The organism is Vibrio japonicus (assembly GCF_024582835.1).
Lineage (GTDB): Bacteria > Pseudomonadota > Gammaproteobacteria > Enterobacterales > Vibrionaceae > Vibrio > Vibrio japonicus.
In genome coordinates, this window is the sequence record NZ_CP102097.1 from 947,581 (window position 1) to 973,662 (window position 26,082).

Annotated in this window: 21 protein-coding genes; 12 read left to right on the forward strand and 9 right to left on the reverse strand. The window is 43.6% G+C overall.

What is annotated here, in order from left to right:
• Nucleotides 1-12: 12 nt before the first annotated feature.
• The 4 genes from NP165_RS17445 (at nt 13) to yddG (ending at nt 3,076) form a co-directional block, all read left to right on the forward strand.
• Nucleotides 13-627 carry a LysE family translocator gene (locus NP165_RS17445; RefSeq protein WP_257085804.1) on the forward strand — a complete coding sequence of 205 codons (615 nt, stop codon included), beginning with the start codon at nt 13-15 and terminating at the stop codon, nt 625-627.
• An 82-nt stretch (nt 628-709) separates the two neighbouring features.
• The gene (locus NP165_RS17450; protein WP_257085805.1) at nt 710-1,687 is read left to right on the forward strand and encodes a Gfo/Idh/MocA family protein; all 978 of its coding nucleotides are present in this window, start codon (nt 710-712) and stop codon (nt 1,685-1,687) included.
• Nucleotides 1,688-1,700: 13 nt separating this feature from the next.
• Nucleotides 1,701-2,099 (forward strand): OsmC family protein, encoded by a 399-nt coding sequence (locus NP165_RS17455; protein WP_257085806.1) that lies wholly within the window; start codon nt 1,701-1,703, stop codon nt 2,097-2,099.
• A gap of 155 nt (nt 2,100-2,254) precedes the next feature.
• Nucleotides 2,255-3,076: an aromatic amino acid DMT transporter YddG gene (yddG, locus tag NP165_RS17460; RefSeq protein WP_257086853.1), complete on the forward strand. Its 822-nt coding sequence runs from the start codon at nt 2,255-2,257 to the stop codon at nt 3,074-3,076.
• A gap of 3 nt (nt 3,077-3,079) precedes the next feature.
• Here yddG and NP165_RS17465 read toward each other — a convergent pair whose 3' ends face one another.
• Nucleotides 3,080-3,577, reverse strand: a complete 498-nt coding sequence (locus NP165_RS17465; protein WP_371133757.1) for a L,D-transpeptidase family protein — start codon at nt 3,575-3,577, stop codon at nt 3,080-3,082.
• 278 nt (nt 3,578-3,855) lie between these two features.
• On the opposite strand from NP165_RS17465, the gene NP165_RS17470 reads away from it, so the two are divergent.
• Nucleotides 3,856-5,958: a sensor domain-containing diguanylate cyclase gene (locus tag NP165_RS17470; RefSeq protein WP_257085808.1), complete on the forward strand. Its 2,103-nt coding sequence runs from the start codon at nt 3,856-3,858 to the stop codon at nt 5,956-5,958.
• 343 nt (nt 5,959-6,301) lie between these two features.
• On the opposite strand, the gene NP165_RS17475 is transcribed toward NP165_RS17470, so the two are convergent.
• Entirely contained in the window at nt 6,302-7,021 is a 720-nt protein-coding gene (locus NP165_RS17475) for an N-acetylmannosamine-6-phosphate 2-epimerase (protein WP_257085809.1), read from the reverse strand.
• Between the two features lie 228 nt (nt 7,022-7,249).
• Here NP165_RS17475 and NP165_RS17480 point away from each other — a divergent pair, with 228 nt between their 5' ends.
• Both NP165_RS17480 and NP165_RS17485 read left to right on the forward strand, forming a co-directional pair.
• Nucleotides 7,250-8,857: a PTS transporter subunit EIIC gene (locus NP165_RS17480; RefSeq protein ID WP_257085810.1), complete on the forward strand. Its 1,608-nt coding sequence runs from the start codon at nt 7,250-7,252 to the stop codon at nt 8,855-8,857.
• Between the two features lie 93 nt (nt 8,858-8,950).
• Nucleotides 8,951-9,799, forward strand: coding sequence for a MurR/RpiR family transcriptional regulator (locus NP165_RS17485; RefSeq protein WP_257085811.1), 849 nt, complete (start codon nt 8,951-8,953; stop codon nt 9,797-9,799).
• Between the two features lie 72 nt (nt 9,800-9,871).
• Here the strand turns inward: NP165_RS17485 and NP165_RS17490 are convergent, their stop codons facing one another.
• From NP165_RS17490 to NP165_RS17520, 7 genes are read right to left on the reverse strand one after another with little or no spacing between them, the layout of a single operon-like run.
• Complete coding sequence (locus NP165_RS17490; RefSeq protein WP_257085812.1) at nt 9,872-10,039, reverse strand: hypothetical protein; 168 nt, start codon at nt 10,037-10,039, stop codon at nt 9,872-9,874.
• Between the two features lie 35 nt (nt 10,040-10,074).
• Nucleotides 10,075-11,709 carry a BatD family protein gene (locus NP165_RS17495; RefSeq protein ID WP_257085813.1) on the reverse strand — a complete coding sequence of 545 codons (1,635 nt, stop codon included), beginning with the start codon at nt 11,707-11,709 and terminating at the stop codon, nt 10,075-10,077.
• Nucleotides 11,709-13,592: a VWA domain-containing protein gene (locus tag NP165_RS17500; RefSeq protein WP_257085814.1), complete on the reverse strand. Its 1,884-nt coding sequence runs from the start codon at nt 13,590-13,592 to the stop codon at nt 11,709-11,711. Before NP165_RS17500 ends, NP165_RS17495 begins: the two co-directional genes overlap by 1 nt.
• Entirely contained in the window at nt 13,585-14,556 is a 972-nt protein-coding gene (locus NP165_RS17505; protein ID WP_257085815.1) for a vWA domain-containing protein, read from the reverse strand. Before NP165_RS17505 ends, NP165_RS17500 begins: the two co-directional genes overlap by 8 nt.
• A 1-nt stretch (nt 14,557) precedes the next feature.
• Complete coding sequence (locus NP165_RS17510) at nt 14,558-15,022, reverse strand: DUF4381 domain-containing protein (RefSeq protein ID WP_257085816.1); 465 nt, start codon at nt 15,020-15,022, stop codon at nt 14,558-14,560.
• Nucleotides 15,023-15,025: 3 nt separating this feature from the next.
• Nucleotides 15,026-15,943, reverse strand: a complete 918-nt coding sequence (locus NP165_RS17515; RefSeq protein WP_257085817.1) for a DUF58 domain-containing protein — start codon at nt 15,941-15,943, stop codon at nt 15,026-15,028.
• 10 nt (nt 15,944-15,953) lie between these two features.
• The gene (locus tag NP165_RS17520) at nt 15,954-16,910 is read right to left on the reverse strand and encodes an AAA family ATPase (RefSeq protein ID WP_257085818.1); all 957 of its coding nucleotides are present in this window, start codon (nt 16,908-16,910) and stop codon (nt 15,954-15,956) included.
• Nucleotides 16,911-17,276: 366 nt separating this feature from the next.
• Between NP165_RS17520 and NP165_RS17525 the strand changes: the two genes are divergently transcribed.
• The 5 genes from NP165_RS17525 to NP165_RS17545 all read left to right on the forward strand — a co-directional run bounded on the left by NP165_RS17525 (nt 17,277) and on the right by NP165_RS17545 (nt 26,004).
• Nucleotides 17,277-19,190, forward strand: coding sequence for a methyl-accepting chemotaxis protein (locus tag NP165_RS17525; protein WP_257085819.1), 1,914 nt, complete (start codon nt 17,277-17,279; stop codon nt 19,188-19,190).
• An 81-nt stretch (nt 19,191-19,271) separates the two neighbouring features.
• On the forward strand, nt 19,272-19,472 hold the full coding sequence (locus NP165_RS17530; protein WP_257085820.1) for a restriction endonuclease subunit S domain-containing protein: 201 nt from the start codon (nt 19,272-19,274) through the stop codon (nt 19,470-19,472).
• A 375-nt stretch (nt 19,473-19,847) separates the two neighbouring features.
• Entirely contained in the window at nt 19,848-21,029 is a 1,182-nt protein-coding gene (locus NP165_RS17535; RefSeq protein WP_257085821.1) for a DNA cytosine methyltransferase, read from the forward strand.
• Nucleotides 21,030-21,078: 49 nt separating this feature from the next.
• Complete coding sequence (locus NP165_RS17540; RefSeq protein WP_257085822.1) at nt 21,079-24,096, forward strand: sensor histidine kinase; 3,018 nt, start codon at nt 21,079-21,081, stop codon at nt 24,094-24,096.
• Entirely contained in the window at nt 24,097-26,004 is a 1,908-nt protein-coding gene (locus NP165_RS17545; protein ID WP_257085823.1) for a response regulator receiver domain, read from the forward strand.
• Nucleotides 26,005-26,082 lie beyond the last annotated feature (78 nt).

Genomic DNA, 26,082 nt, shown 5'->3' on the forward strand with positions numbered 1-26,082 from the left:
AGGACAACAATAATGACGCTTACGATTTGGCTATCTCTTTTTACGATATGTTTGCTGGGTGCGATGTCACCTGGCCCAAGCTTGGCTATGGTGGCCAAACATAGCTTGGCGGGTGGTCGGGCAAATGGTCTGGCGACAGCGTGGGCGCACGCATTAGGCATCGGCATTTACGCATTTATTACATTAATTGGCCTTGCGGTCGTGTTGCAGCAATCGCCTTTGGTGTTTAAAGCGATCAGCTACGCGGGCGCGGCCTATCTGGCGTATTTGGGTTACAACGCACTACGCTCAAAAGGTGGTGTGGCAGCAAAACTGGAAGCGGGCGAGCAAAGCAGCATTTGGCAATCGGCGAAAGAAGGTTTTTTAATCTCTTTGCTGAGTCCTAAGATTGCGCTTTTTTTCACGGCGTTATTCAGCCAGTTTGTCGCTGTTGGTGATAGTGTGGGGGCAAAATCATTGATTGTCTTAACGCCGCTAGTTGTTGACGGGTTATGGTATACCTTTATTACGCTATTGCTCTCCAGTCCACGCTTATTGGATAAGATTCGTTCAAAAGCACAACTTATCGATAGACTTTCTGGTGCAGTTTTGATTCTCTTAGCAGTTAGAGTCGTGTTAACTGTATAACGACGACGTAATAACAATTAAAATTTAAGATTCGTTTCTGATGGGAGCCAATTTGGCTCCTTTCGTAGTAAGGGACAAAGTTATGATTAAACTTGCTGTGATTGGGACAAACTGGATTACCGGCCAGTTTGTTGATGCTGCAATTAAAACTGGCGAGTACCAGTTAAGCGCAGTGTATTCGCGCTCAAAAGAGAAAGCGGAAGAATTTGCTAAGGCGTATGGTACGGTAGAACTGTTTGACGATTTAACTCAGTTTGCGAAATCTGACGCATTCGACGCGGTCTATATCGCGAGCCCTAATTCACTGCATGCGCCACAAGCAATGCAGATGATGAAAGCGGGCAAGCACGTTGTGTGTGAAAAGCCAATGGCTGCGAATGAAACGCTGGCGAAACAAATGTATCAAGTCGCAGATGAGAACAAGGTGGTGCTGTTTGAAGCGTTTATGTCGCCTCACGCACCAAACTTCAAGCTACTCAAAAGCAATTTGAGTGCAATTGGCCAAATTCGCAAAGCGTTTATTACTTACTGCCAGTATTCTTCGCGTTATCCGAAATATTTGGCAGGTGAAAATCCAAATACGTTTAACCCAGCCTTCGCGAATGGCTCGATCATGGACATCGGCTATTACTGTTTAGGGTCGGCTGTAGAACTGTTTGGTGAACCGACGTCAGTAAAGGCAGAAGCGCAGCTATTGGATTCTGGCGTTGATGGTAGCGGCAGTGTGATTTTAGGCTACGAAGGTTTTGATGTGGTGTTACAACACTCTAAAACCAGCGACTCTTACCTTCCTAGTGAAATTCAGGGAGAAAATGGCGCACTCATGATGGAGATGATTTCAACAGCGAAGCGACTGACGAAATTTACTCGCGGTGGAACTGGTGTTGATTTGAGCGTGAAGCAAGACCCAAACCCAATGTTCTATGAAGCCCAGGCTTTCGCTCAGCAGGTAAAAACAAAACAAATCGACCAAGAGTGCAAAACGCGTTCATTAATCGTCGCTAAATTATTAACAGAAATCCGTCGCCAAACTGGTGTGGTTTTCCCAATGGATGTTTAAAGAGAAAAGTACAATGCAAGCTGAAGTTAAATGGATCGAAGATTTTAAATTTTTAGGTCAATCTCAGTCAGGACATTCCGTTGTCATGGACGGTAATGGTGGTGCGACTGCGCCAAGCCCGATGGAAATGGTTCTTATGGCCGCTGGTGGGTGTAGCTCTGTAGACGTTGTTGATGGTCTAAAAGAAGCTGGACAAAAAGTGTCTGCGTGTACCGCAAAACTCACCACAGAACGCCGAGAAACGGCACCACGTATTTTTACAAAAGTGAACGTTCACTTTGAAGTATCAGGCGAAGAACTAAGCGCCGATGTGGTAGAGAAAGTCACTGCTGACTCACTAGAGAAATATTGCTCAGTCTGCCTAATGTTAGGACAAGGTGTAGAAATGACCCATAGCTGGGAAATTATCTAAGCTTTCGGCAGTATGTATCAAGCCGGACTGATTAAAGTCCGGTTTTTTTTCACCTGAATAATGTGCTCAATTTCAATGAGACTAAGGCGAAACAAGTGAGCCAATACAAATTTACCATTTGCGGAGTCATTGCCATCCTACTTTGGAGCGGTGTTATGGGCTTTGTCCGCAATGTAACGGAACTGCTGGGCCCTGTTGGTGGTGCAGCGTTAATCTATACTGTGGCGTCACTCTTTTTGATGGCGGTGATGGGCATCCCTCAAGTCAAACGTTATCCACCTAGATATGTGGTTATCTGCGGCGGACTGTTTGTTGCGTATGAGATCTGCTTGGCGTTAGCGCTGGGTATGGCAAATTCTAGACAACAAGCGATCGAAATGCTGGTCATCAATTATTTGTGGCCTGCGTTGACAGTGTTACTCGCCGTGATGTTTAGTGCTAAGAAAACCAATCTGCTGGTTTATCCAAGCATTGTTCTCGCGTTTGTCGGAGTGGCGTGGAGCATCACCGGAGATCAGGATTTATCATTCACCCAGATCGCAACAAACGTGGCTACCAATCCTGCCACCTATGCTATGGCATTTGTTGGCGCGTTTCTTTGGGCAATTTATTGCAATTTGACGAAGCGAATATCGAATGGGCACAATGGCATTACGCTATTTTTTGTTATGACCGCCGTGACCCTTTGGATTAAATATGCGCTCAGCGACGAACCTAGCATGACCTTTACTTGGGAGGCGAGTGGGCTCTTGATCATCTCCGGCATCGCGATGGGGAGCGGTTACGCGTTGTGGAACTATGCGATCATTGGCGGGAACATGGTGCTTTTGGCAACACTGTCCTACTTTACGCCTGTGCTATCAACGATTCTATCGTCGTTTATTTTGGGTATTGCGCTGACACAAAGCTTCTTGCAAGGGGTAGTCATGGTCACCATTGGCTCTCTTATGTGTTGGTGGGTGACCCGAGAAAAATAGCCGTTACCAATAAATCTCAATCGGAGTACCAAGGTCGATAAGTTCAATAAACTCATCCATCTCTTGATTAGTTAAAGCGATGCAACCGTCTGTCCAATCAAAGCTTTGGATAAAATTTGCCGACTTGGTCTCACCATTTTTGAGACCATGGATTTTAATATTGCCACCGGGGTTTACGTTAAACCTACGCGCATTCTCGCGATCTTGAGCGTTAGGATAGCTAATGTTCACAGAGCGATAGTAACGTGATTCTTCAAGTATATGATCTAAGACGTAGAGACCTTCAGGTGTACGCTGGTCGCCTTCTTTGACCTTATGACCTTTCGGCTGTTTGCCGAGTGCAATGCGAAACTCTTTGATCACTTGATCACCATCGAGTAGGTACATTCTACGCTTGGATTTATCGACTTTAATCAGGTCCACATTCGCCCAACTAGGCAGACTTAGTAAAATAGTGAATAGCAGAGCTAACTTACGCTTCACAGAACAGATTCCTTCAATGGATTATTTATTGTTGTTTATCCGATTGTATCGAACAAAAACGACGCCGTAGGAGGCGTCGTGAAATTAGTGTGAGCGCAATGCTAGATTCCATTTACTGTCAATGCAAGTTCTGGAAATAAGATCATAAAACTTTAACGGCTATCATAACTGGGCAACTTGAGTTGAATAAATTGCGAGTGAGTTAACATAGAAAATCCAATAGTGTTTGTTTGCCAAAGACTTACTGCTACTTTTTTGAGCGAAAAAAGATAATAAATTTGCTTTAGGCTAGGCTGATGTACTCGCGAAAATTCCTCAAAAAAATCTTAGCCGCCAGAAACCAGCGGCTTTTAGCACAGCTACTTATTCAATATGTCGAAGAACAGCTACAGACAGATCGTATATGCATTTTCCATCAACGAAGAGAAAGCAAGCAAAGTCACATTCTATATGGAAACAGCCCATCTCATTCAATAGAACTTTTTTCTGATATCTTCTGGAATTGGGCGTCTCAGTTCGATATGTCTGATGGATTGATCCCAATGGTATCGAATACAGACCATGAGAACGCTTTCGAACAAAGGGGTGAAACGAGCTATTTGTTCGTTCTTGATCATCACCCAGAAATAAGGACGTGTATGGTGGTTGAACATGTCGCAATAGGATTGAACGAAGAAGTAACGCAGCGTATTGAAATCGAAGTATTGCAAATGTTTGCTGCCCGTTGGCAGTGTGTACGCGCAGAATCAGAAGTCGCTAAGCAGTTTAGGGAAAGAGACAGCAAAGAAGCGCAATATCTTGATGTTATTAAACAGCGTGAGCATTTTATTGATCATATGAGGCGGGTTCAGCAAGCCGCGCTTGAGATTGCCAATCCCTATGATCTGGATGACTTCTACCGTATGGCCGTTGAAACTGTGCGTAACAAGTTAGGATTTGACCGTGCGGCTTTCATGCTACTCGACATCAAAAAACGCTGTTTTAGCGGAACTTATGGTACGGATGAATTGGGTAACACAGTCAGTGAACACCAGACTCAGTATGACCTTCACCAGCTGGATTCTAAGTATGTAGATGCACTTTTGGAAGGGCAAACACACCTGCTAATCGAGGAGGATGCGCCTTTATATACAGCAGGGGTCGTTGTTGGTCAGGGGTGGAATGGAATGCTCATTCTTCGTAATGGCGAAGAGATCATCGGTTGGCTAGCACTTGATAATTACATTTACCGTGAGCCTGTTACAGCCTATCAAAAACAGATGCTTGAGGCATTTGGTGCTCTGCTATCTCAAATTTATATCCGTAAAAGACAGGAACAGAATGTCCGCATGCTTCACGCAAGTATGGTGGAACTCTCGCGCTGTATGACCGTCAGTGATGTGTGTAAATCGGCGGTGACGTTTGCGATTACAAAGTTGGGCATTGATCGTTTCGCTGTTTTCTTAACCGATGAAAATTGTACCTACATGCAAGGCACGTGGGGAACAGATGTAGAGGGTAACGTTGTTGATGAATCTTACTACCACTGTGAAACCGTAAATTGTGATATCGTGAATGCGGCGCGGATCAATCCCAATGATGTGGTTTTTGAAGAATCTGTATCCATTTATCACGACTTTCATGTGGTTGGGTTTGGATGGACAGCGATGACATTATTAGTCGATCAAAATGGTATGCCTATCGCCTTTATTGCTGCTGATAATCTTTTAAAGCGCACCCCGCTGACACTTCAACTTCGAGAAGTTATTCGTATGTTTGCTTCGAACATTACCGAGGTACTTCTTCGCGTAACAGCGCAAGAGGCGATACACGAGCTCAATGAACACCTTGAGCGCGAAGTGAAAATCCGTACTCATGAGCTGCAAAAAGCGAACGAACGGTTAGAACTAATGGCGAAAATGGACCCGCTAACCCGACTGGGTAATAGACGAATGTTCGAAGCGCTTCTCGAAGATGTGTGTCTAGAATCTCAGAGCCGGAGCTATCACTACGGTTTAATTTTGGTGGATCTTGACCATTTTGGCTTATACAACAACCATTATGGACACATGCAAGGCGATATTGCTCTAATGCGTGTCGGAAGTATCTTGCAGAATTATACGCAATCGGAGAGTGAAGTTTTTTGCCGGATAGGGGGCGAGGAATTTGCGCTATTGGTGTCAAATCAGGACGAATCCAGCGTAGCCCAGCTAGCTGAAAGCGTCAGGCGAAGCATTGAAAATGAAAAAATCCCTCATAAGTTGAACACTAGCAGTACGTATTTGACCGCTTCTGTTGGGTATGCAGTGAAAGCTCTGGAGCGGGAAAGCTTCAACTTTGACGATCTTTATGAAGAGGCTGACAAGGCGCTCTACAAGGCCAAAGAAAATGGCCGTAATAGTGTAGTGGGAGCAGCGTGACTGATGGGGTTGGAAGGATGAATCGAAAAAAAAGGCCATTCTAGGGGGATTGAACGGCCTTTCAGGAGTTCTAGGCTTGGCACCTAGTTATTGTATAGGGTTCTGTCGACTTGTTCTGGCGCTAATGTAATGAAGTTGACTCCATTATTTAGCCAACGGCCTTCTAAATGAATCCTTAATAAACCAACGACTTTCTGCTCTATGCCTTGCCGAGATCGTTCAAATCAATATGAGGACTGAGTAGGTCGATGGGATAACTTCAATGATTCCAGTGTGATAAAACACCAAGGTGTGTTGCTTTAAATAGCGTTTACCGTCAAACAATGTGTTTGGGGTAATGGCTTTAACATGAGGCTTTTCTTCTCACTTCTGGCTTTTTTTCCACGTCAGCAACAGCATCAAGATACCAAGAGGTTGCCACCTCGAGGCGTGTTAATGCAGATCCAACGGTCACAGAGAGTGCTCCTGCTTCAATCGCTTGTTTACATAGTTCTGGAGAATTGAATCTACCTTCAGCCATAGTGAGGTAGCCTGCTTGAGCAAATGCAGTCACGAGGGCCAAATCTGGCTCTTCTGGTACGGACGCGCCAGTGTAACCAGAAAGTGTTGAGCCAATCAATTCAATACCTTGCGAGTGAGCCCAAAAACCGTCCGCAAACTCTGCGCAATCGGCCATACCAATACAACTTGATTGAGCGATAGCCTCTGCGATCGCTTGTCGACTTTCTGGTCTTACGCGATCAGTCGCATCAAATGCGATAACAGCCGCACCAGCAGCTTCTAGTGCTTTTACATCATCAACAAATGGGGTGATACGTACGGGGCTGTCAGGTAAGTCTCTTTTTACAATACCAATGATTGGGATCGAAACGGCTTTAGCGACAGCGTCGACTCGCTCGACACTTTCAATTCTTAATGCGGGAGCACCTGCCATTTCAGCGGCTTTCGCCATAGCGACGACAAATTCAGTGGTATCTAGTGGGCTTCCTTCAACTGGTTGAATCGAAACGACAATAGTATTGGCCAACGTTTTGGCAATCTCAGTGATATCCCAGCTCTTCATTATTTGCCTCTTTAAATAATTCTTTTGGTCAGAATTTGTTTTACATCGCAATCATACTAATGAAAAACTTTTTTATCCATAATGAAGAAAATATTTTTTATTTAGATCACAAATTTTCTTCGTGCCGTTTGAAGGAAATTTTTATTGAGCTAATAATTAACTTGTTTAAAGGAAGCTGCTGAGCGGTTTTCTATGCAAGATTAGTAACTAAAAGGGTTTGGATGGCAGATGAACGGTATCTTTTCTGTATTACAAAAAATCGGTAGGGCATTTATGTTGCCTATTGCCGTATTACCGATGGCGGGGATCTTATTAGGCGTTGGTGGTGCATTTACCAGTGGACCCCTGATTGAAACCTACAATTTGACTTTCCTTGCACCGGGAACGATTGCCAATCAGTTCTTGGTGCTTTGCTTTAAGGCGGGTCTATTTGTGTTTGTAAACTTGCCACTGTTATTCGCTATTGGTGTTGCCATTGGTATGGCAAACAATAACAAAGAAACGGCGGCTCTTTCGGCCGTACTTGGTTTCTTGTTATTCCATACTGTTATCGGAGCTGTGCTGGGTTTCCAAGGATTTTCACCGGAAACGACCAATGTTGAAGCTTTGATTGCGGCTGGTGCCAATGCGGATGAGGCAGTGGGTTTGGCTTCTCTCTATACAAAAGAGCTCGGTATCTTTACCCTACAAACTGGCGTATTTGGTGGTATTACATGTGGCCTATTGTCTGCATTTATCACGAACCGTTTCTCCAATGTGACGCTGCCTGATTACTTGGCATTCTTTAGCGGTAACCGCTTAGTGCCAGTCATGACAATGCTGTTTTTTATCCCATTAGCATTTTTGTTCCCAATCATTTGGCCACCAATTTTCAAATCTATTGTTTTTGCAGGTGAAGCCTTCTCAGCAATGGGTTACATCGGTACGTTCTTCTATGGTTCATTGATGCGTCTACTGAACGTATTTGGTCTGCATCATGCGATTTATCCACTGTTCTGGTACACCGAGCTAGGTGGCGTGCAAGAAGTGGCGGGTGACATTGTCGCTGGTGGTCAAAAGATTTTCTTCGCTCAATTAGCTGATCCGTCAACGGTTCATTTTAGCTCTGAAGCAACTCGTACAATGACTGGTGGTTTCTTACCAATGATGTTTGGTCTACCAGCGGCGGCACTTGCAATGTACCGCTGCGCGGATGACAAGAACAAAGCCAAAGTAAAAGGTATCCTGTTCTCAGCAGCATTAACATCATTCTTAACTGGTATAACGGAACCATTAGAATTTACCTTCTTGTTTATTGCTCCAGTATTGTATGCAGTGCATGCAGTATTAGAAGGTGTCGCTTACATGTTAATGCACATGCTAGATGTAGCGGTAGGTATTACCTTCTCACGCGGTATTATCGACTTTACTTTCTTTGGCCTGTTGCAAGGTACAGCTAAGACATCGTATCAATGGATTCTGATTCTTGGCCCGTTCTACTCAGTGATTTACTACTTTGTGTTCAGCTATATGATTCGTAAGTTCAATTACTCAACACCAGGTCGTAACGATGCTGAAAGCAAACTTTACACTCGTAAAGATTACAATGGCAAAGAGAGCGTGCTCATTGATGAAATCGTGGCAAACTTAGGGGGCCAAGAAAACATTACGTCGATTGACGCATGTATTACGCGCCTACGTATTACGGTCAAAGATAGTGAGTTGCCCGCAAGTGATGAGGTTTGGAAGTCACTCGGTGCTAAAGGTGTGATTCGTTCCGGCAATGGTATTCAGCTGATTTACGGTACACAAGCTGAAACTTACAAGAATCAGATAATTGAAAAATATCCTTTATAACAAATGATTGAGAGTAGAACCCAGCACCAGCTGGGTTCTTGTTCTTTCAAATTGAGTTATACTCGCAGCGTTAATTTTGGAATCAAGAGCACTATGAACGCACCATCTCAAGTTAATCTCCTCTCTCGTCTCCGTTATGGGATGGAAGGTTTCAGCCCTAAATTAAAGAAAGTGGCTGATTTTATTGTATCTAACGCTGATAGCGCTCAATACCTAACCATTACTGAGCTGGCAAGAGAAACAATGACAAGTGAAGCGACGGTGATTCGCTTGTGCAGAGACTTAGGTTTTAAAGGCTATTCGGATTTTCGTATGGCGTTGGCGATTGAAATTAGCCAACCGAAGGCCGTGAAAACAAGTGATGCGCCAAAAGAAGAGGGTGATCGAGTTGATAGTGCGACTCAAAGCGCGATTACCAGTTTGCAGGACACCAGTGCTTTGATTGACCGTAAGCAGATTGATCGCATTTGTAAGATGATTCATGAGGCTGACAACATTCATTGTGTGGGTGTTGGTGCATCGAGCATAGTTGGTCGTTATTTATCGTTCCGCTTAACGCGTATTGGTAAGAACTCAACGATGTTTGAAGATACCCACATTGCTGCAATGCGCGCGATTAAATCTAAACCAAACTATTTGTGGTTTGCCATCTCAAGCTCAGGGTCAACTAAAGATGTGGTTTACGCTGCGACAAGAGCAAAGAGCCAACAATCTCCTGTGGTGAGTTTAACTAATATTCGCCACAGCCCATTGTCGGTTACCTCTGATGAAGTATTGGTAGCAGCAAGGCCAGAAGGTCCATTAACCGGTGGTGCGTTTGCTTCGAAAGTGAGTGCATTGCTATTGGTGGATATTTTGATTAATCAGCTGGTGGCGGAGTATGAAGAGTACGCCGAGTCCGTTAAAGATACTGCTGAAGTCACTATGGCCTTCATGGTGTAACTTCAACCTTATTTTGACTTACAGCATAACAAGAAAGAGGCACTTGATTAGGGTGCCTCTTCTCATATAACGCTAGGGTGTGATAGAAAAAATATCCTTTGTAGAAACTCCTGTCCCCTTGAAGGCTTCGATGGCTGCTTTGCGGCTACTTGCCGTCACTTCAAATTTAGCCATGTTCGCGCCATCAAAATAGAGGATTATGTATTGGCGATCTTGCTCGTATTTCTCAACAGCCGACATCCGCCCTCCTTTTCTCAAATACCAATATTATGACGTTAAAGTTCTGGCAGTTTCGCAGAGGCATTTTTTGGCTGCGCTGCCTGCTTCTCGATTGTCGAGATCAGCTCGAATATCGTTCGGTTATCCCATTTATCGTTACTTGCAGAGTAATGATGACGATTCATTCCCTCTAACTCAGCGTTAAATGCGTCTAACAGCGATTTATCTTGAATAGAAATTTCCTTTAGCCACTCTTTAGCATAATAGCTCGTTCGCACGAAATCTTCTTGTCTCAGCGCTTCTGTAAGGTGACTTTTGTTACTTAAGCTTGCGGTTACTTTGGGCTGAGTCACAGTTGGTGCACGAGTAGCCCTTCTCCAGAGGACCAAAGTAATCAGCCAGAGCACACCAAATAGAGCGGTTAGGTACGGCCATATTCCTGTGTCTTTTATGACAGTAGCGTCGACAGGATCAGGCGTATTATTAACAAAGGCAGGCTCACCCACATTAATGGAATCGCCTTGTGAGACAGAGAGGGTGATACCGTCGATGTTGGAGCTCTCTTGTTGCTTATTTGTGCTGTTCCACCAGTTCACGGAGATATCGTTGAGATTAATTTCTCCTTGCTGTTGCGGGATTAACACTTGAGTAAGCGTCATTCGCGTGACGCCGTTACCCATTTCTTTGAATTGAGGTTTTTCCTGATATACACGCAGTGAGTCTGGGTAATTGACCGTAAGATTAGGGAAGCGTTCAGCTGTAATGCCCTGAATATCAAGGTTTATCTCTCTTGTAATGGATTCACCGACTTTGGTGTTGTAGGTACCCGCCGAAATCGTGTGGCCTTCAGAGTCGATCCAGCGTTGTTCAAGTGCCAGATTCGCTGCTGGAAGCCAATTCCCCTTGTAACCTTCGGGAATGGGGTTAACGACTATCTCAAGTTGTTTGGCTTTTGTTGATGCATCAATCAGGCGGGTGCTTCCCGAGCGATTATTTCCGTGCACAACGCTTCCAGAAAAGCCAATCCCACTCAGTGAATAGTTACCAGGTTGATTTGCGGCGACTCGGTAATTTTGCTCTACGACCGTGACTTCTATGCCGTCTGATACGGCTTGGTATTGTTTTGCCTCACCCAAAGCGGTCAGGGTAAGTCCGTTTGATTGAGGTGGAATGATGTTGGCATTTTGCAAACGTCTTGGATCGGTTTTTATCACCAATCTTGTTTTAAGCAGCGCACTCTCATTCGGGTACAGCTCTTGTCTGTCTAGAGACGTTTGTAGCTCGACTAAGTCGCTGACCTGCGGCTCATTAGAGTCAACATTCACTTGGATGGTAATCGGTTGTGATGTCGCTCCTCCTACAGTAAATGCAGGGATTGTCACGACCCCAATTCGTTGCGCCGCGAGCGAGATGTTCCACTCACTGCGGGAGCTATGAGAGCCGTTGATGATATTGATAGAAGTCCCAAAGCTAGGTCTACCCAAATAAAAATCTTTCTCTAGCACAGAAAAATCAATGTCATCAGAAGAGACTTTTTTATCTACCACTACCCTCAGCTGGAACACTTCGTTTTTTACCACTTTCGTTTTGCTAACGGTGACTTGAATGTTTGCGGCCAGTGAAACAGGGCTCGCGATAAGGCTGAATAAAGCGAGTAAACCGACCAAATAAAGTTTGATATGTTTCATCATTACCATGTTTTACCTGTTTGTTGAGGCGCTTGTTTTTGTTGTGCTTGAAGTAAAAGCTGCGCGCGGAGAAGTCTGCTCGGGTCACGGGCGTTTTCTACCTGCTCAAGTTTTCTTAATTCCGGGTCTATCTGTTGTTGGTTATCTTGCGCTGGGATAGCTGTAGCCTGATCGTCTTCAGCTTGCTTATCAGTATCTTGTTCACTTTCAGCATGCTTAGCGGCACTTTGCTGTTGTGTGCTCTGCTCAGCTTGTTTGCCGCGATCTTTATTTTGTTTATCAGAATCGGCTTCAGACTTATCTGAGCGTGACGTTGAATCCGCTTGGTTTTGTTCAGAAGGCTTCGCTTGGTTTTCGCGGTCTTGGCTTTCGCTGTTTTGGGTTCGGAAGGATGAAGACTGTTTGCTATTTTCGCCTTGCGCTGGGTTGTTTGACTGCCCAGAATCGCCTTGCTGTTGCTGTTGCTGTTGCTGTTGCTGTTGCTGTTGCTGTTGCTGTTGCTGTTGCTGTTGCTGTTGCTGTTGCTGTTGCTGTTGCTGTTGCTGTTGCTGTTGCTGAGCGGCTTTTACCACTTCTAGGTTTTTTTGAGCATCTTCATTATTTGGATCTTCTTTTAGAATCTGCTCGTATAACGTAGTGGCTTGTTCATATTCCCCTGCTTGAGCATAGGCATTGGCAAGATTGTAACGACCACGAATGCTGTTGTTGTCGCTTAACGATTCAATGGCACCTTGATAATCACCCGCCTGATATTGAGCGATACCTTTCCATTCTGAGTCGGTAAAAAGATCAGCCGCTTCACCATATTCATGAGCGTTATAGTGTTTCATCGCCTGTTGGTCATCGTTAAGCCAAGGATTCGCTTGAGCAGGTGACGGCATGGCTAAAGGCAAAAATAGGACAAGCAAGCCACTTAGTAATACGCCTTTTCTGAACATCAGTAATGCAGGTACGAGTAGAATCGGAAGCAGCCAGAACCCTTGATTGACCCTGTCGGTTATTTTCTGGTTGTCGGCAAGTGTACTGGCGTCATCCACATGCGAGGTTATTCTCGCAATTTGGTTGATATCGCTATTCGTCAATTGGATGGGGATGAATTGACCATTGACTGCGCTGGCTAAACTTTGCATGTTACTGAAGTTAGATTTAGCAACAACGGGTTGACCGTTGTCTAGGGTCAGAAGTGTTCCATCGGTCAATTGAATAGGCGCGCCTGAGCGAGAGCCGATACCCAAAATGGTGAGTCGCCAATTTGTTCCAGACAGCAGTGACTCGATATCTTTTCGTTCTGCGTCATCTAAATCATCGGCCAGCAGTACGATATTACCTGCACCCACACCGGTGTTCTGCATCATCTCAATCGCGATCTCTATGCCTTTAGCTGCGTTCGCGCCGGGGTAGGGCATAATGTCGGGTGACAAGTTGGGTACCAAATTTGCGATGGTTGACGTATCACGGGTAAGTGGGCTCACAATATAAGCGTCACCTGCATAAGCGACGAGACCAGTACTGCCTTCCTGCCAATGCTTTAGTAAGTCGGTGACTTTGTAGCGTGCCTGAGTCAGCCTATTTGGTTTGATGTCAGTTGCATACATCGACATCGACATATCCATGACGAGCACTCGCGTGCTGTTGTTTGCAAAACTTGGTCTTTCCTGAGAAATAAAGCTTGGTCCTGAAAGCGCGCTTATCGCGACTGCGCCACACAGGCCAGCTATGGCGATCAACGAATTGTGAGATGCTTTACTCGTTAAACCCAACCCTTTTGCTAGGTGAGGGGCGATCAATGTTTGGCTACGCTGGCGCTTTCGTAGCCAAAGGATCAATATTGCCCAAGGAATGAATGCCGTTAGCCAGATTGGGTAGAGGAAAGTAAAATCAGACATGGTTTCTCCTCATCATAAGCAAAACAATAAAACCAAAGAACGCAATGGATAGAGGGACGGTGAACCACTCCGTTTGTGGTCGCCAAGTCTGTGTTGCCTGTGAAATTGGCTCTAGACTATTAATGGTGTCGTAAATCGTTGCTAGCTCATCGGCGTTTCTTGCCCTGAAGTATTGACCACCCGTGATGTTCGCAATCTCCATAAGCGTTTTTTCGTCCAAGTCTTGCGCGGTATTCACTTTGCGCGTCATAAAGAACTCTTTCACCACCATTTCGCCCGCGCCCACACCGATGGTGTAAATCGTCGCGTGATATTTTTTGGCAATGTTGGCGGCTTCAATCGGGTCAAGTACACCGGATGTATTACTACCATCACTGAGTAGAATCATCACGCGTTGCGGTGCGTCACTATCAATGAAGGTTTTTGTTGCAAGACCGATCCCTTCGCCAATTGCGGTCTTTTCACCGATCAAACGCAGCACCAATTGATCCACTTGATCAGAAATGGTCGCTCTATCTAAAGTCAGCGGCGTTTGTAAGTAGGCATGATCGGCAAATAAGACCAAACCGAGTCGGTCGCCTTCTCTTTGTTTCGCAAAATCGCTGACGACTTTCTTTACGGCTGAAAGACGGTCAATGTAATCATCACTGCCGTCATTCATATCTTCTTTACTCATGGAGTAGGAGAGATCAAGCACCAACATCAGGTCTCGGTGCTTAGGCTGAGTCGTCACAGGTTCGCCATACCAGACGGGCCTTGCTAGCGCGCATACCAATCCGATCCAAATGATGGCGGCGATAATTCGAGTGAGTCCGTTTTTGGGTGTTGGACTCGCGTCTGCTTTGGGAATGTAGGGCAGATAAATCGGCGTTGCCTGCTTAGCTGCAGGTATTAAAAAATACACCAAAAAAGGCAGTGGAAGTAGAAGAAGGCTCCACCACCAGACTAGCTCAAAACTTGCCAAGTCAGTTTCTCCTTGTTTTAGGGGGTAACGCCTTCTCTACCCAATCCATGCAGTGGCGAACCAATTCGTCAGAATTCTCAATGGGTTCTTTTGAGTACAGAGCTTGTTGCCAAAGGTGTTGGTTAGCAACAAAGCGTGGCGTGTCTATTTGAGAATCCAGAAATTCATACCAGTCATTGCCAGTTAATTGGGCAATATCCGCTCTTGGGTAATAGCAAAATGCCGCTTGGCGGAGCAGCTCTATCGCTTCAGAAGGCCTAGTACATGTGTTAAGAAGTCGCAATGCGGTTATTTTCGGTGCCTGACGCTTTTTGTTCCGACGTATGACAAGCCAAGTCACCAGAATGAGCATTAAGCTGGTGGCAATTAACGCCAACCAACCCCATGACAGAGGAAGCCAGCTCGGTGGCTCTGGTAAATGCATTGGTTGAAGGGGTAGAGGTGACGTTTGAGTCTCGTTGCTCATTGATTAAAATCCGTGTAACTGTTGAGAAAGAGCAACATCACTTGAAAGCGCAGAAAAGCTCATACCTAAGCTGTGAGCCAACTGGATCAACTGTTGCTGCTGCTGAGAGAAAGCGGACTCTATACCGTCGCGAGTTTTAGTAGAAGAAAAATCTAGCCAGCGAGTGGTGTTTTTGTCTGACACTTGTTCCGTGCCACGATAATGGGTAATACCACGCTCAAGAGGGTCGAAGATTTGCACAAGTCGAACTCGATTGTGTTGTCCTAGCCGTCTAAGTAGCAGCTGCGATTCGCCATCTAACCGAATAAAGTCGCTGAGTAGCACGATTTCGCTCCCTTTTGGGCACATTCTCGCGAGTGTATGAAGTCCTAGACTCATTGAAACACGACTATTTGATGGTTGTGTCAGTTGCTGGTTATGAAACTTCACTAATCCCTGTGCTATGGCTAAAGCGCCCTTATTTCGCCCAACAGGCTTGAACTCAATAATTTGGTCGCCAGTGTCGATAATGGCACCGACGCGATCTTGTCTCGCAACGCTCAGCCAAGTAATTAAACTCGCCATGTGAGACATCAATACGGACTTCAGCATTAATTGAGACCCAAACATCATACTGGCACTTAAATCGAGATAGAGCACAATGGGCTTTTCTCGTTCTTCGCTGAAGAGTTTCGTGTGTGGTTTTCCAGTTCGCGCGGTGACTCGCCAATCAATTGCACGGATATCGTCTCCGGCTTGATACTGGCGCACTTCGCTAAAGTCCATCCCTCTGCCTAGCTGGCGGCTTTGGTGCTGGCCAAGCATTTGTGACCACAAGCTTTTTGCAGGTGGCAGCCACTTTACGCATTGCTGTTTGTAGTACAGCAGCTCGTCGAGTGTCAGATTGACGCCATCACTGTGTGGAGGTAATGCATTTTCCATCACAACAACCTTACGCACTACCAACCAGTGACAATAACTTGTTGATCACTTGGTTCGGATGAATGCCCTCAGCTTGCGCATGATAACTAAGCAGCAGTCGGTGTCGAAGTACCGGAAACGCCATTTGCTGAACATCCTCAGGAGAAACAAAATCTCGGCCGTTTAACCAAGCGTGAGCGCGTGCGCAGCGGTCCAACGCAATGGTTGCGCGCGGGCTTACACCCATTTCAATCCAATGACTTAATGTATCGTCATACTTCTTAGGTTGGCGCGTCGCCATCACAAGGCGAATGATGTATTGCTCCACGCTTTCTGCCATGTGGGTATTCAACACTTCCTGACGCGCAGCAAAAATATCATTTTGACTAATGACGGGTGGCGTTTGGGTCGTATCACCTTTCGCTTCACCACGGTTAAGGCGCAGAATCTCAAGTTCGCTCTCGGCGCTTGGGTAATCCACATCAAGGTGCAGCAAAAATCGGTCGAGCTGAGCTTCTGGGAGAGGATACGTGCCTTCTTGTTCAATCGGGTTTTGAGTTGCCATGACTAAAAAAAGCGCTGGCAAGGCATAGGTTTTACGCCCAGCGGTGATTTGTTTTTCCGCCATTGCTTCTAGCATGGCTGCCTGTACTTTCGCTGGCGCACGGTTAATCTCATCGGCCAGAATCAGCGAATTAAAAATAGGTCCAGCCTGAAAGGTAAACTCCCCCGTCTCAGGGCGGAAGATATCGGTGCCCGTTAAATCAGCAGGTAACAGATCTGGAGTAAACTGGATTCGGTGAAAGTCACCTTCGATGCAATCTGCGAGGGATTTGACTGCGCGGGTTTTTGCTAGCCCAGGAGGTCCTTCGACCAAAATGTGACCATCGGCAAGTAAGGCGACCAATAGCTGATTCACTAATTCGGTCTGTCCGATAACTTGGCTATTTAGGTACTCACGTAGTTGCAAAAGCGCTTCTGAATGCATCGATTTGTTTCTCCTGATTTTTTCACTTAGTGGATGTTAACCCCAAAAAGTTCCTCGTTGATGACTTAACTCTGTGCAAGTGGACAAAAAAGAGTCAAAAAGTGACTGGCGAGAGAAAAATATCACAATTTTTTATGACTAAATAATATATGGGGCTATTTCTTTAATTCCAAAGCGTTACGCTCAAACGCCCCAAAATAAAAACGTTTGCGCTAAATTCGACTGGAGAATTTTGCATTTAAGAGCGTAAAGGAATGATGTCCAGTGTCGATATAAAAGGCCTAAGGTTCGGCGTCTCGATTAACGGTTTAGAGTGCTGCTGACAAGAAAACGTTCACATCATTGCTTCAATAGGCAGATAAATATATGAAACTTAATTCCATCACAATTAAGCAAAAGGTGGTTGCAGGCATTACTTTTGCTGTGCTGGCATCCACAGTGATTGTCGGTGTTTTAGCTCAGAACCAAGCTCGTGGTGTGCTTGAGCATCGTCTTATCGACATTGAACTTCCGTCAATGCTCGATCAGGTTAGCGACCAAATTGATTATGAGGTTACCCAGTTATTATCAGCCGCTGAACAGTTAGCCAACAACGAATTTATTCAACAAGCGGTTAATACCACGCAAGTTGACGCGTTTGATGAAGCGCTGCTTGTTAAAGAGTTAAACAATGTGCGCCGTCAGTACGGTTTGAATGACGCTTCTGTCGCGAACCGCAATACCGCTAACTACTGGAACCAAAATGGATTCTTGCGCCAACTCAACCAGCAGCAAGACGGTTGGTTCTTTGGGTTTACTCAGTCAGGTAAATCGACCTCGGTGAGTATTTTCCAAGAAGCCAACGGTGAGGTGAAGATGTTCACCAACTACCAGAACGTCAGCGGTCACACGATGTCTGGTCTGTCTAAATCGATGAATGATATGGTCTCTTTACTCAACAGTTTTAAGATCGAAAAGACAGGTTTCGTTTTCTTAGCCGATGAAAAAGGCCAAGTAAAAATTCACCGCGACAGCAGCAAAGCGAGCTCGTCGTTAAGCAACCTGTTTGGTCGAGAGTCATCTCAGCTGTTGAATAAATCGAGCTTCAACCTGATCCAAGCGGACTACCAAGGTGAGCGCGTATTTGTCGCGACCACGCATGTGCCATCCATGAACTGGTTTGTGGTTGGTGTGGTGCCAGTTAAAGAAGTGTTTGCCGATTTAGATAACGTGGCTAAGCAGATGATGATCACAACGGCGATTGTTGCTGGTTTATTTATTCTTATGGGCCTGTTTTTAGCAAACAGCATTGCGCGTCCAATCCGTGCGATTGCAGAGCGTTTCAGCGATTTAGGTAAAGGCGATGGTGATTTGTCACAGCGTATTGAAGTGAAAGGCAGTGATGAGGTTGGTCAGCTATCGCAAGGCTTCAATGGTTTTATCGAAAAAATCCACGATTCGATGAAAGAAGTCGCCTCGACCAGTCATGCATTACAGTCGGCGGCAGATGGCGTGTCAGTGAAATCGACGACGACCCATAATAACAGCCAGATGCAACGCGATCAGACGATTCAGGTTGTTGCCGCTATTAACCAAATGGGTGCGACGATCAGTGAGATTGCCTCTAACGCCGCAACGGCAGCAGAAACCGCGACACATGCTTCTGACAACACTCAAGTGGGTCAACATGTCGTGAACAAAGCAAAAGATGCCATCAGCCGTTTAGCAATGGATATTGAGAACACGGGTATGGTCGTAGAGCAGCTTGCTTCAACAACGCAGGATATTGGTTCGATTCTGGATGTTATTCGTGATATCTCTGAACAGACCAACTTATTGGCACTCAATGCTGCGATTGAAGCTGCGCGAGCGGGTGAACAAGGTCGTGGTTTTGCGGTTGTCGCGGATGAAGTTCGTAATTTGGCAAGCCGCACTGCAGATTCGACAGAAGAGATCCAGAAGATGATTAATCAGCTTCAAAGTGACGCGCAAGACGCCGTGACAGCGATGCAAGCGGGCAAAGTGGTCACGAGTGAAGGCGTATCATCGTCGGATGAAGCGGTGGAAGTTCTGATCAGTATTTCAGAGCGCATTCACGATATTTCGGATCGCAATACTCAAGTGGCAACCGCAACCGAAGAGCAATCTACGGTTGTTCATACCATCAACCAAAATATTGAAGAGATTAACTCAATCAATGAAGTGACGACTGGTACAGCGGAAGAGCTAGCAGAAGCCAGCGCGGATCTGAAAGCGTTGTCTAAGCGCCTAGACAGCTTGGTTGGCGGCTTCAAACTGTAATCTTTTTACAGAAACTAGAATAACTGGGGTTAAGTAGGTAAACTTGACCCCAGTTTTTGTATTGAAAAGGTAAGTGGGATCATGAGTGATTTCGAAAAAGAACTTGAGCTAATGTCGCAAGAAATGGGTGATGAACCTGAAGTGGCACTGCCTTCACTGGAAGAGCAGAAAGCGATTGCTGCTGAACTTAAAAAGCTGGAAGCAGAAGGCAAGCTGACGCCAGAAGTGCTTGAAGCGCATTTCGGTAAATTTTACGCCAAGACAGATACGCCGATTCACTAGTATCGGATTCTTACCTTTTAAGTAAGAAAATCAAATTATTAAGGTCGCTTATTGCGGCCTTTTTTATACTAAAAATTTAATGATGGCGATAAAGTGGCGGTAGTCATGGTACGTGTTTGTCAGGGTGTCTTAGTCGATAAGATTCGTAAAACTACGGTTTTTTACTTCCATCTTTTAAGTTGCGGATTGACATAGTAAATAGCACTTTAACTGTGTATAAAAACAGGTCAACCGATGTAAAATGAACAGCAATCTTCATCAGTGAAATGAATCTCGAAGATTGGTTTGATTTGTAATCTATCAGGATAACCAATAATGGCAATTTACGAGTAAGTCTGTAAAATACGCCGGCTAAGTTTTTTATGAGTGGTTTGAATGACAATTAAAGCGATAGATTTATTTGCTGGCGCTGGTGGTTTTACACTTGCTGCACTTGATGCAGGGGTAGACGTGCTTGCAGCTATCGAGTTTGATAAGGCGGCTGCTCACACGTATAAAGAAAACTTTATCAACGCTCGCAAGCAAAAAATTGACTTACGTGCCGGAAAAGACTTTGGTGATATCAACAATGTAGCTCCTTTAGAGCTACGAGAGAGCTTAAATCTAAAGAAGGGGGAATTAGATTTGATATTGGGTGGTCCTCCATGCCAAGGCTTCTCTACACATCGTATTAAAGGTGCTGGTGTTAACGACCCACGTAATGCTCTGCTGCTTAGATATTTTGAGTTTGTTAATGAATTCAACCCCAAAGCTTTCTTAGTTGAGAACGTCGCAGGCTTGTTGTGGGAACGCCATAAAGACTTTTTAGATAAGTTTATCTCTCTTGCTGAAGATGCAGGTTATATCATCAAGTTCTGTGGCATTGTGAACGCGAAGGATTATGGAGTACCACAGAATAGAAAGCGTGTCTTTATCTATGGATTGCGCCAAGATTTAGATAGAGATGATGATCATGTTTTCCCTCCTGAGCCAACTCATTTTTCTGAAGCAAGTGGGAAACGCCCTCTATGGGAAACTGCATCTAGTGTTTTTGAAAAAATTCCTAAAGACTTATACGAACAGTATTGGGAAGAATATTTTAAGAACAAAACGAAGTACTCATATGAGCAAACAATGGATCTTCTTAGCTCTCTTACACCTGGCAGAAAGGTTGAAGAAGATGATCTATGTAATGTTCACATGCAGCCTACTGCTAAGATGATGGAGCGGTTTTCAGATACCCCCCTTAATGGTGGTCGTGAAGATGCTGGAGAAAAGCACCGACTAAAGTGTCATTCTGGTGAGTACAAAGGTCATAAAGATGTTTATGGGCGTATTTTGATCCATCTGCCAAGCAATACTATCACCACTGGTTGTAATAACCCGTCAAAGGGTCGATTTGTTCACCCGTGGTTAAATCATGGGATGACATTACGGCATGCAGCGAGGTTACAGTCTTTCCCTGACGAGTTTAATTTTTATGGAAGCTCAACGGAAAAAGCCCGGCAAATTGGTAATGCAGTACCGCCATTACTTGGTAAAGTACTGATAAGTGACATATGCAGTAGATTGAATTAAATAAAGTGCCTACAATGTTAGGCACTTTTTTTATAGATAACCATCTGATATGACAGAAAAACCAACAAAGAGATCTGTTTCTTTCAAGGCACAAGCACGAACGATAGATCATCTAGGTAAAGGTCAAATTGCCGATGCCCCAACGGCTGTCAGTGAGCTTTGGAAGAACTCTTACGACGCCTATGCTCGGAATGTAGCTTTGCACTTATTCGATGGCGATATCAAATGCGGTGCCATAATTGATAACGGTTGCGGCATGACATACGACCAGCTTATTAATAGTTGGCTGACTGTTGGCACTGCTTCGAAAACTCAGAAGAAATTACTTCCAGAAGAAGATAGATTCGGTCTTGATGACAGATTTACACAGGGTGAAAAAGGAATTGGTAGATTATCTACAGCATTTCTTGCACCAGTAACGCTGATCGTGACAAAAAAAATGAACACTAGGTTTTCAGCTGTACTGATCGATTGGCGTTTATTTGAAAACACTTATCTTGGCCTGAATGATATTAAAGTGCCTATGGAAGAGTTTGATAGCTTGGAGCAGTTGCCAGAAATATGTTCTGGCTTACAAAAAGAGATGATCTCGAATCTTGCGTTAGAACCTGAAACAGAAGACGAGAAACTTCTACGTCGAATGTGGGAACTATTCACTGTAGACGAGAAAGAAGCGTTTGAATTACGTCACAATCCAAATAGTAAAGAGCTGTTTGTTTCTACAGAAGACAAAGTTAGGGACCTGTGTCATAACTTTAAGTTCAATGTAGACTTCACTGATAGCTGGCTACCATTGCTAACGAAAGTTGAAGAATTAGATGGTTCGCAGCATGGTACGGCATTGTACTTGTTAGATCTTGGAAGAGACTTAGAGCTACTTACTAATCGTGGAGATATGAGTAGAGACTCATCCGAATATCAAGATGTCCAGACAGACTTAGTCGATACACTCAGAGCATTTGTTGACCCATTTAATCGACATAGAACGATTAATAACGAGTTTTATTACGAGATAATTGGGTTTGATTCGTATGGGTATTCGTTGGGTGAAGAAAACATAATTCTAAATTATGAAGATGTATTTGGATACGAGCAATTTGAAACCTTAGAACATCGAGTCGAAGGCAGTATAGATGAAAAAGGGTGGTTTAGAGGAAAAGTAACAGCGTTTGGAAAAGATCACTCAGATGTAGTAATTCCTTGCCGCTCACCTGGTATGGATATTTATACGAAAACTGGATCATTTGACTTAAAGTTTGGTTCATTTGAATTTGAAATTTCAAAGTCAACGCATGATGTTGACCACCATCTACTCCTCAGAGACCAGGCTGAAAAATACGCAGGGTTTATGATATTCCGTGATGGTCTAAGAGTTTTACCTTATGGTAGAACAAACAATGATTTTTTTGGAATAGATGAGCGTCGAAACAAAAATGCAGGCCGGTACTATTGGGCTACTCGACGAATGTTTGGTCAAATTGAATTAGACCAAAAAAAGAATAAGCGCTTGATTGATAAAGCTGGTCGAGAGGGGTTTGTTAAAAACCAAGCGGCTAGAGAACTAAAAGCGCTGGTTATGAACCTTCTTGTCCACGTTGCAGATAGCTATTTTGGTACTAAATCTGATGAACGTAAATCAGTTTTAGAACAATTATCTAAGGATAAAAAAAGGCAGAATAGAGCTCGTAATTCATCAGCTAAAATCACTAAACAAGCATTTAACCATGCATTAGAAACCAATCTTCCGAAACTGAATATACAAGTTGAAAATGCTCGTAACGTTCATAAAGAGCTTGAAAAAGGCATAGAAGTTTCTCTGCATCATTTAGATGAGTTGGCGTCCCAGATTGATAAACTAGAATCTCTACGCCCAGATCTAAAGGCTCCAAATAAGCCCGCAAAATTAAGTGATTCTCAAGAAGTACAATATCGTAGCTACCGTGACCTTTTTGGTGAGCTAAGCGAATTGCTGCAAACATGTCGTGAACGTTTAAACAAAATTGAATCGCTTAGCCAGCAACGAAGCCCAATGGAAAGTGCACAAAATAAATATGACTCAAGTGACGCTGCTATTTCAAAGCAAGTTAATCGCTATGCCAAAGCGATAGACAGTACGCTAGAACGTCTTCAAGCCACTTGGAAGCATGAAGTCCGAATGGATCGGGATGCTTACAAGAATCAGGCTATAAATATTTTGGATGCCGTTACTAACTCCAGTGATACTGAGTTTGTTCTCAATGAGCTTGATAAAGTGTATAGAGAGTTAGCCGATGATATTTCGACAAAATATGAAGGCTTTCTATTTGCTTTAGAAAAGTTGGAACGGGGTGTTGATATTGAATCCGCATTCAATCTTGCAGAAGAGGAAAGAGAGAATGCTGAACGAGAAATTAACCAGATTCGTAATCTAGCTCAACTGGGGATTAGTTTTGAAATTCTTGCACATGAGTTGAGTGCACAGGATAAAGCGGTAACTCGTTCTCTAAACTCTATGAGTTCCGACGCAAAAAAAGAAATTGGCTTTAAGAATGCGATGCGAGCACATAAGCAATTTACAGATTATTTGCGCTTTTTATCGCCTCTAAAACTATCAGGTTATCAAGTTAGAGATGATATACATGGTCTAGATATAGTTAAAAATATAGCAAACTTCTTTACTGATCAGTTTGAAAAGCAAAATGTACATCTAAATATTAGTGATTCATTTAAACGAATGAAAATAGTCGATGTGCAGTCTCGAATTATCCCAGTGTTTATTAACTTGGTTAACAATGCTCTGTATTGGGTAGGAATGGCAGAAGGCGAACGTAAAATCAAAATTGATATCATCAACGATTTGGTTGTTATAGCTAACAACGGGCCTGCAATAGATCCGGAGGATGTGAAAAATCTCTTCCAGCTTTTTTATAGCCGGCGCCCGAATGGGAACGGTGTAGGTTTATACCTGTCACGACAGAACTTAGCTGTTGCTCGTCATAAAATATGGTACGCAGAAAACCCAGAAGAAAAGCTTATTAAGGATGGGGCCAATTTTGTTATTCAGTTTCGCGAAATGGAAGTAAAATAAATGCCTGAATTATATAGAAATAAAATTGTAGAAGCATTTCGTGACAATGCTATTCGATCTGTTTTACTTATTGATGATGAGTATTTGCCATTTGAAAATCTGGTTGCTACGAGCACTTCATTTCGCGATGAATTAGAGTCTATTTCTGGTGATGTTAATCCTACTATTTCAGGTAAAGAAGTAGTTTATCAAGCTAAATTGAGTCGATTACGAACTCTGCTAAAGCAAGCAAGTAGTACTCTAATGAGATCTGACGTTGCTAAAGACTTTGTTAGTTTCTTTCATCAGAAACGACTTATCTGTGATGTTGAAGATAGAACAGATAGTTTAGATAAAGATAAGGTTCGAAAGAGTGATCTTATTGTTTTAGATTATTATCTACAGAAACCTGGCGTGACAAATAACCCTGCCGAATATTCTCTCAAGCTTATTGACGAATTAAGTGAAAGTAAGCACATGAATATCGTAGTTGTTTATACTAAAGAGAATCTTGATGATGTGTGGTTTGAAGTTGCGGCCACGTTACGTGGCAGTTATGAGAGTGATATAGAAGCCTTCTTATCTGACCCAGAACTATATGATGAATGGAAAAACAACCAACAAGACTGGGAAGGTGAATGGGCTCACATTGTTTCAAAAGGTATACATGAGAAATTCTTAAAATCTGAACATAACTTGAACCAATTAACTCAAGGTCTATGCGATGCATGTGATGACAAAGGTTATGAACACCCCCAATCAAAACATGTTGAGTGGTTACTAGAGCAAGCAATTAAGCCATATAATAAGAATAATTGTCCTACTTCTACGTTTGAAATTCACGGTAAACGTAAAAAGTGGTTACAAGCTGGAGATGTGTTTGTTGTCTTTTGTAGTAAAGATACTGGTGAAGGTGACCAAAGGCGAGATACAACCCCAGAAGAGGTTTGGGAACTCATTCAGGAAACCTTGATTGATTGGTATCCTAGCTTTTACCGTGTAGTTACATCGGAGTTACAAAACCAGATTGAAGATGCTAATCTTTCGATGGAAAAAGTGTTAGCCGCAGGGAATACTGAACAGATAGCTTCTCTATGGGGGGTCTTAAGAGTAGAAGACTCTTTACGAGAGCAAGCCAGTAAAGAGTTGCTAAACAACTTACTTAATGATGTCGTTGATAAGATTCAAAATAGTTCAGAGTTGCTTAAGTTTATAACAGAAACAGCTAATAGTGTTGATGATAATTTACCAGAGTTTATTAGCTTCGAAACTAATAAAGAAAGACATCAAAACTATCTACAGAATATAGTTGAGTCAGCGAGTAAAAACCTAAAAGTTCCCGAAGAAAAAGTAACTAAAGAATTTCGCGGACAGGTTCTACATGCCTTTAATGAACAACTTAGTATAGAAAAAGAATTACCCGATCATATTTCTACGGGCGTTATTCTTAAAGATACAGAAGAAGGTTCTTATTACTTATGCATCGCACCGAGTTGTAACACTGTGCCAAAACAAACTACGGGAGAGGTAGCCAAGCGAATGAAACCGCATAGGCCAATGCGATTTATAAGAATGGCTAACGTGACCAATAAATTATTGGATAAACTAAAAGTTGCTCATCAATCTGACGTTATATTTGTGAGTGATAATGGTGAAAGACTAGCACTTGGAATTTATGAAAGTAATGACGTTCCTACTATCGAACAAGGTGTCGTAGTTCATCACGACACTGCTCTAATTGCGTCTGGGGAAACCAAAGATGTACAATTTTTGATAACGAACCCTGAAACTTCACTCTTAGAAGTAGTCACTAGGAAATTCAAACTTGTAGCCAAGCTTCGCCCAGCATTTTCATCTCGATACCAAAATTATCAAATACAATATGAAGCTCGTATTGGGGTGGATTTGGTAAGTGCCAATATGAAATAAAGAAAGCGGCTATAATCAGTTATTACTATTTAAGTTTCTGTTCTAAAGCCGCATAATGCGGCTTTCTTTATAATGGCA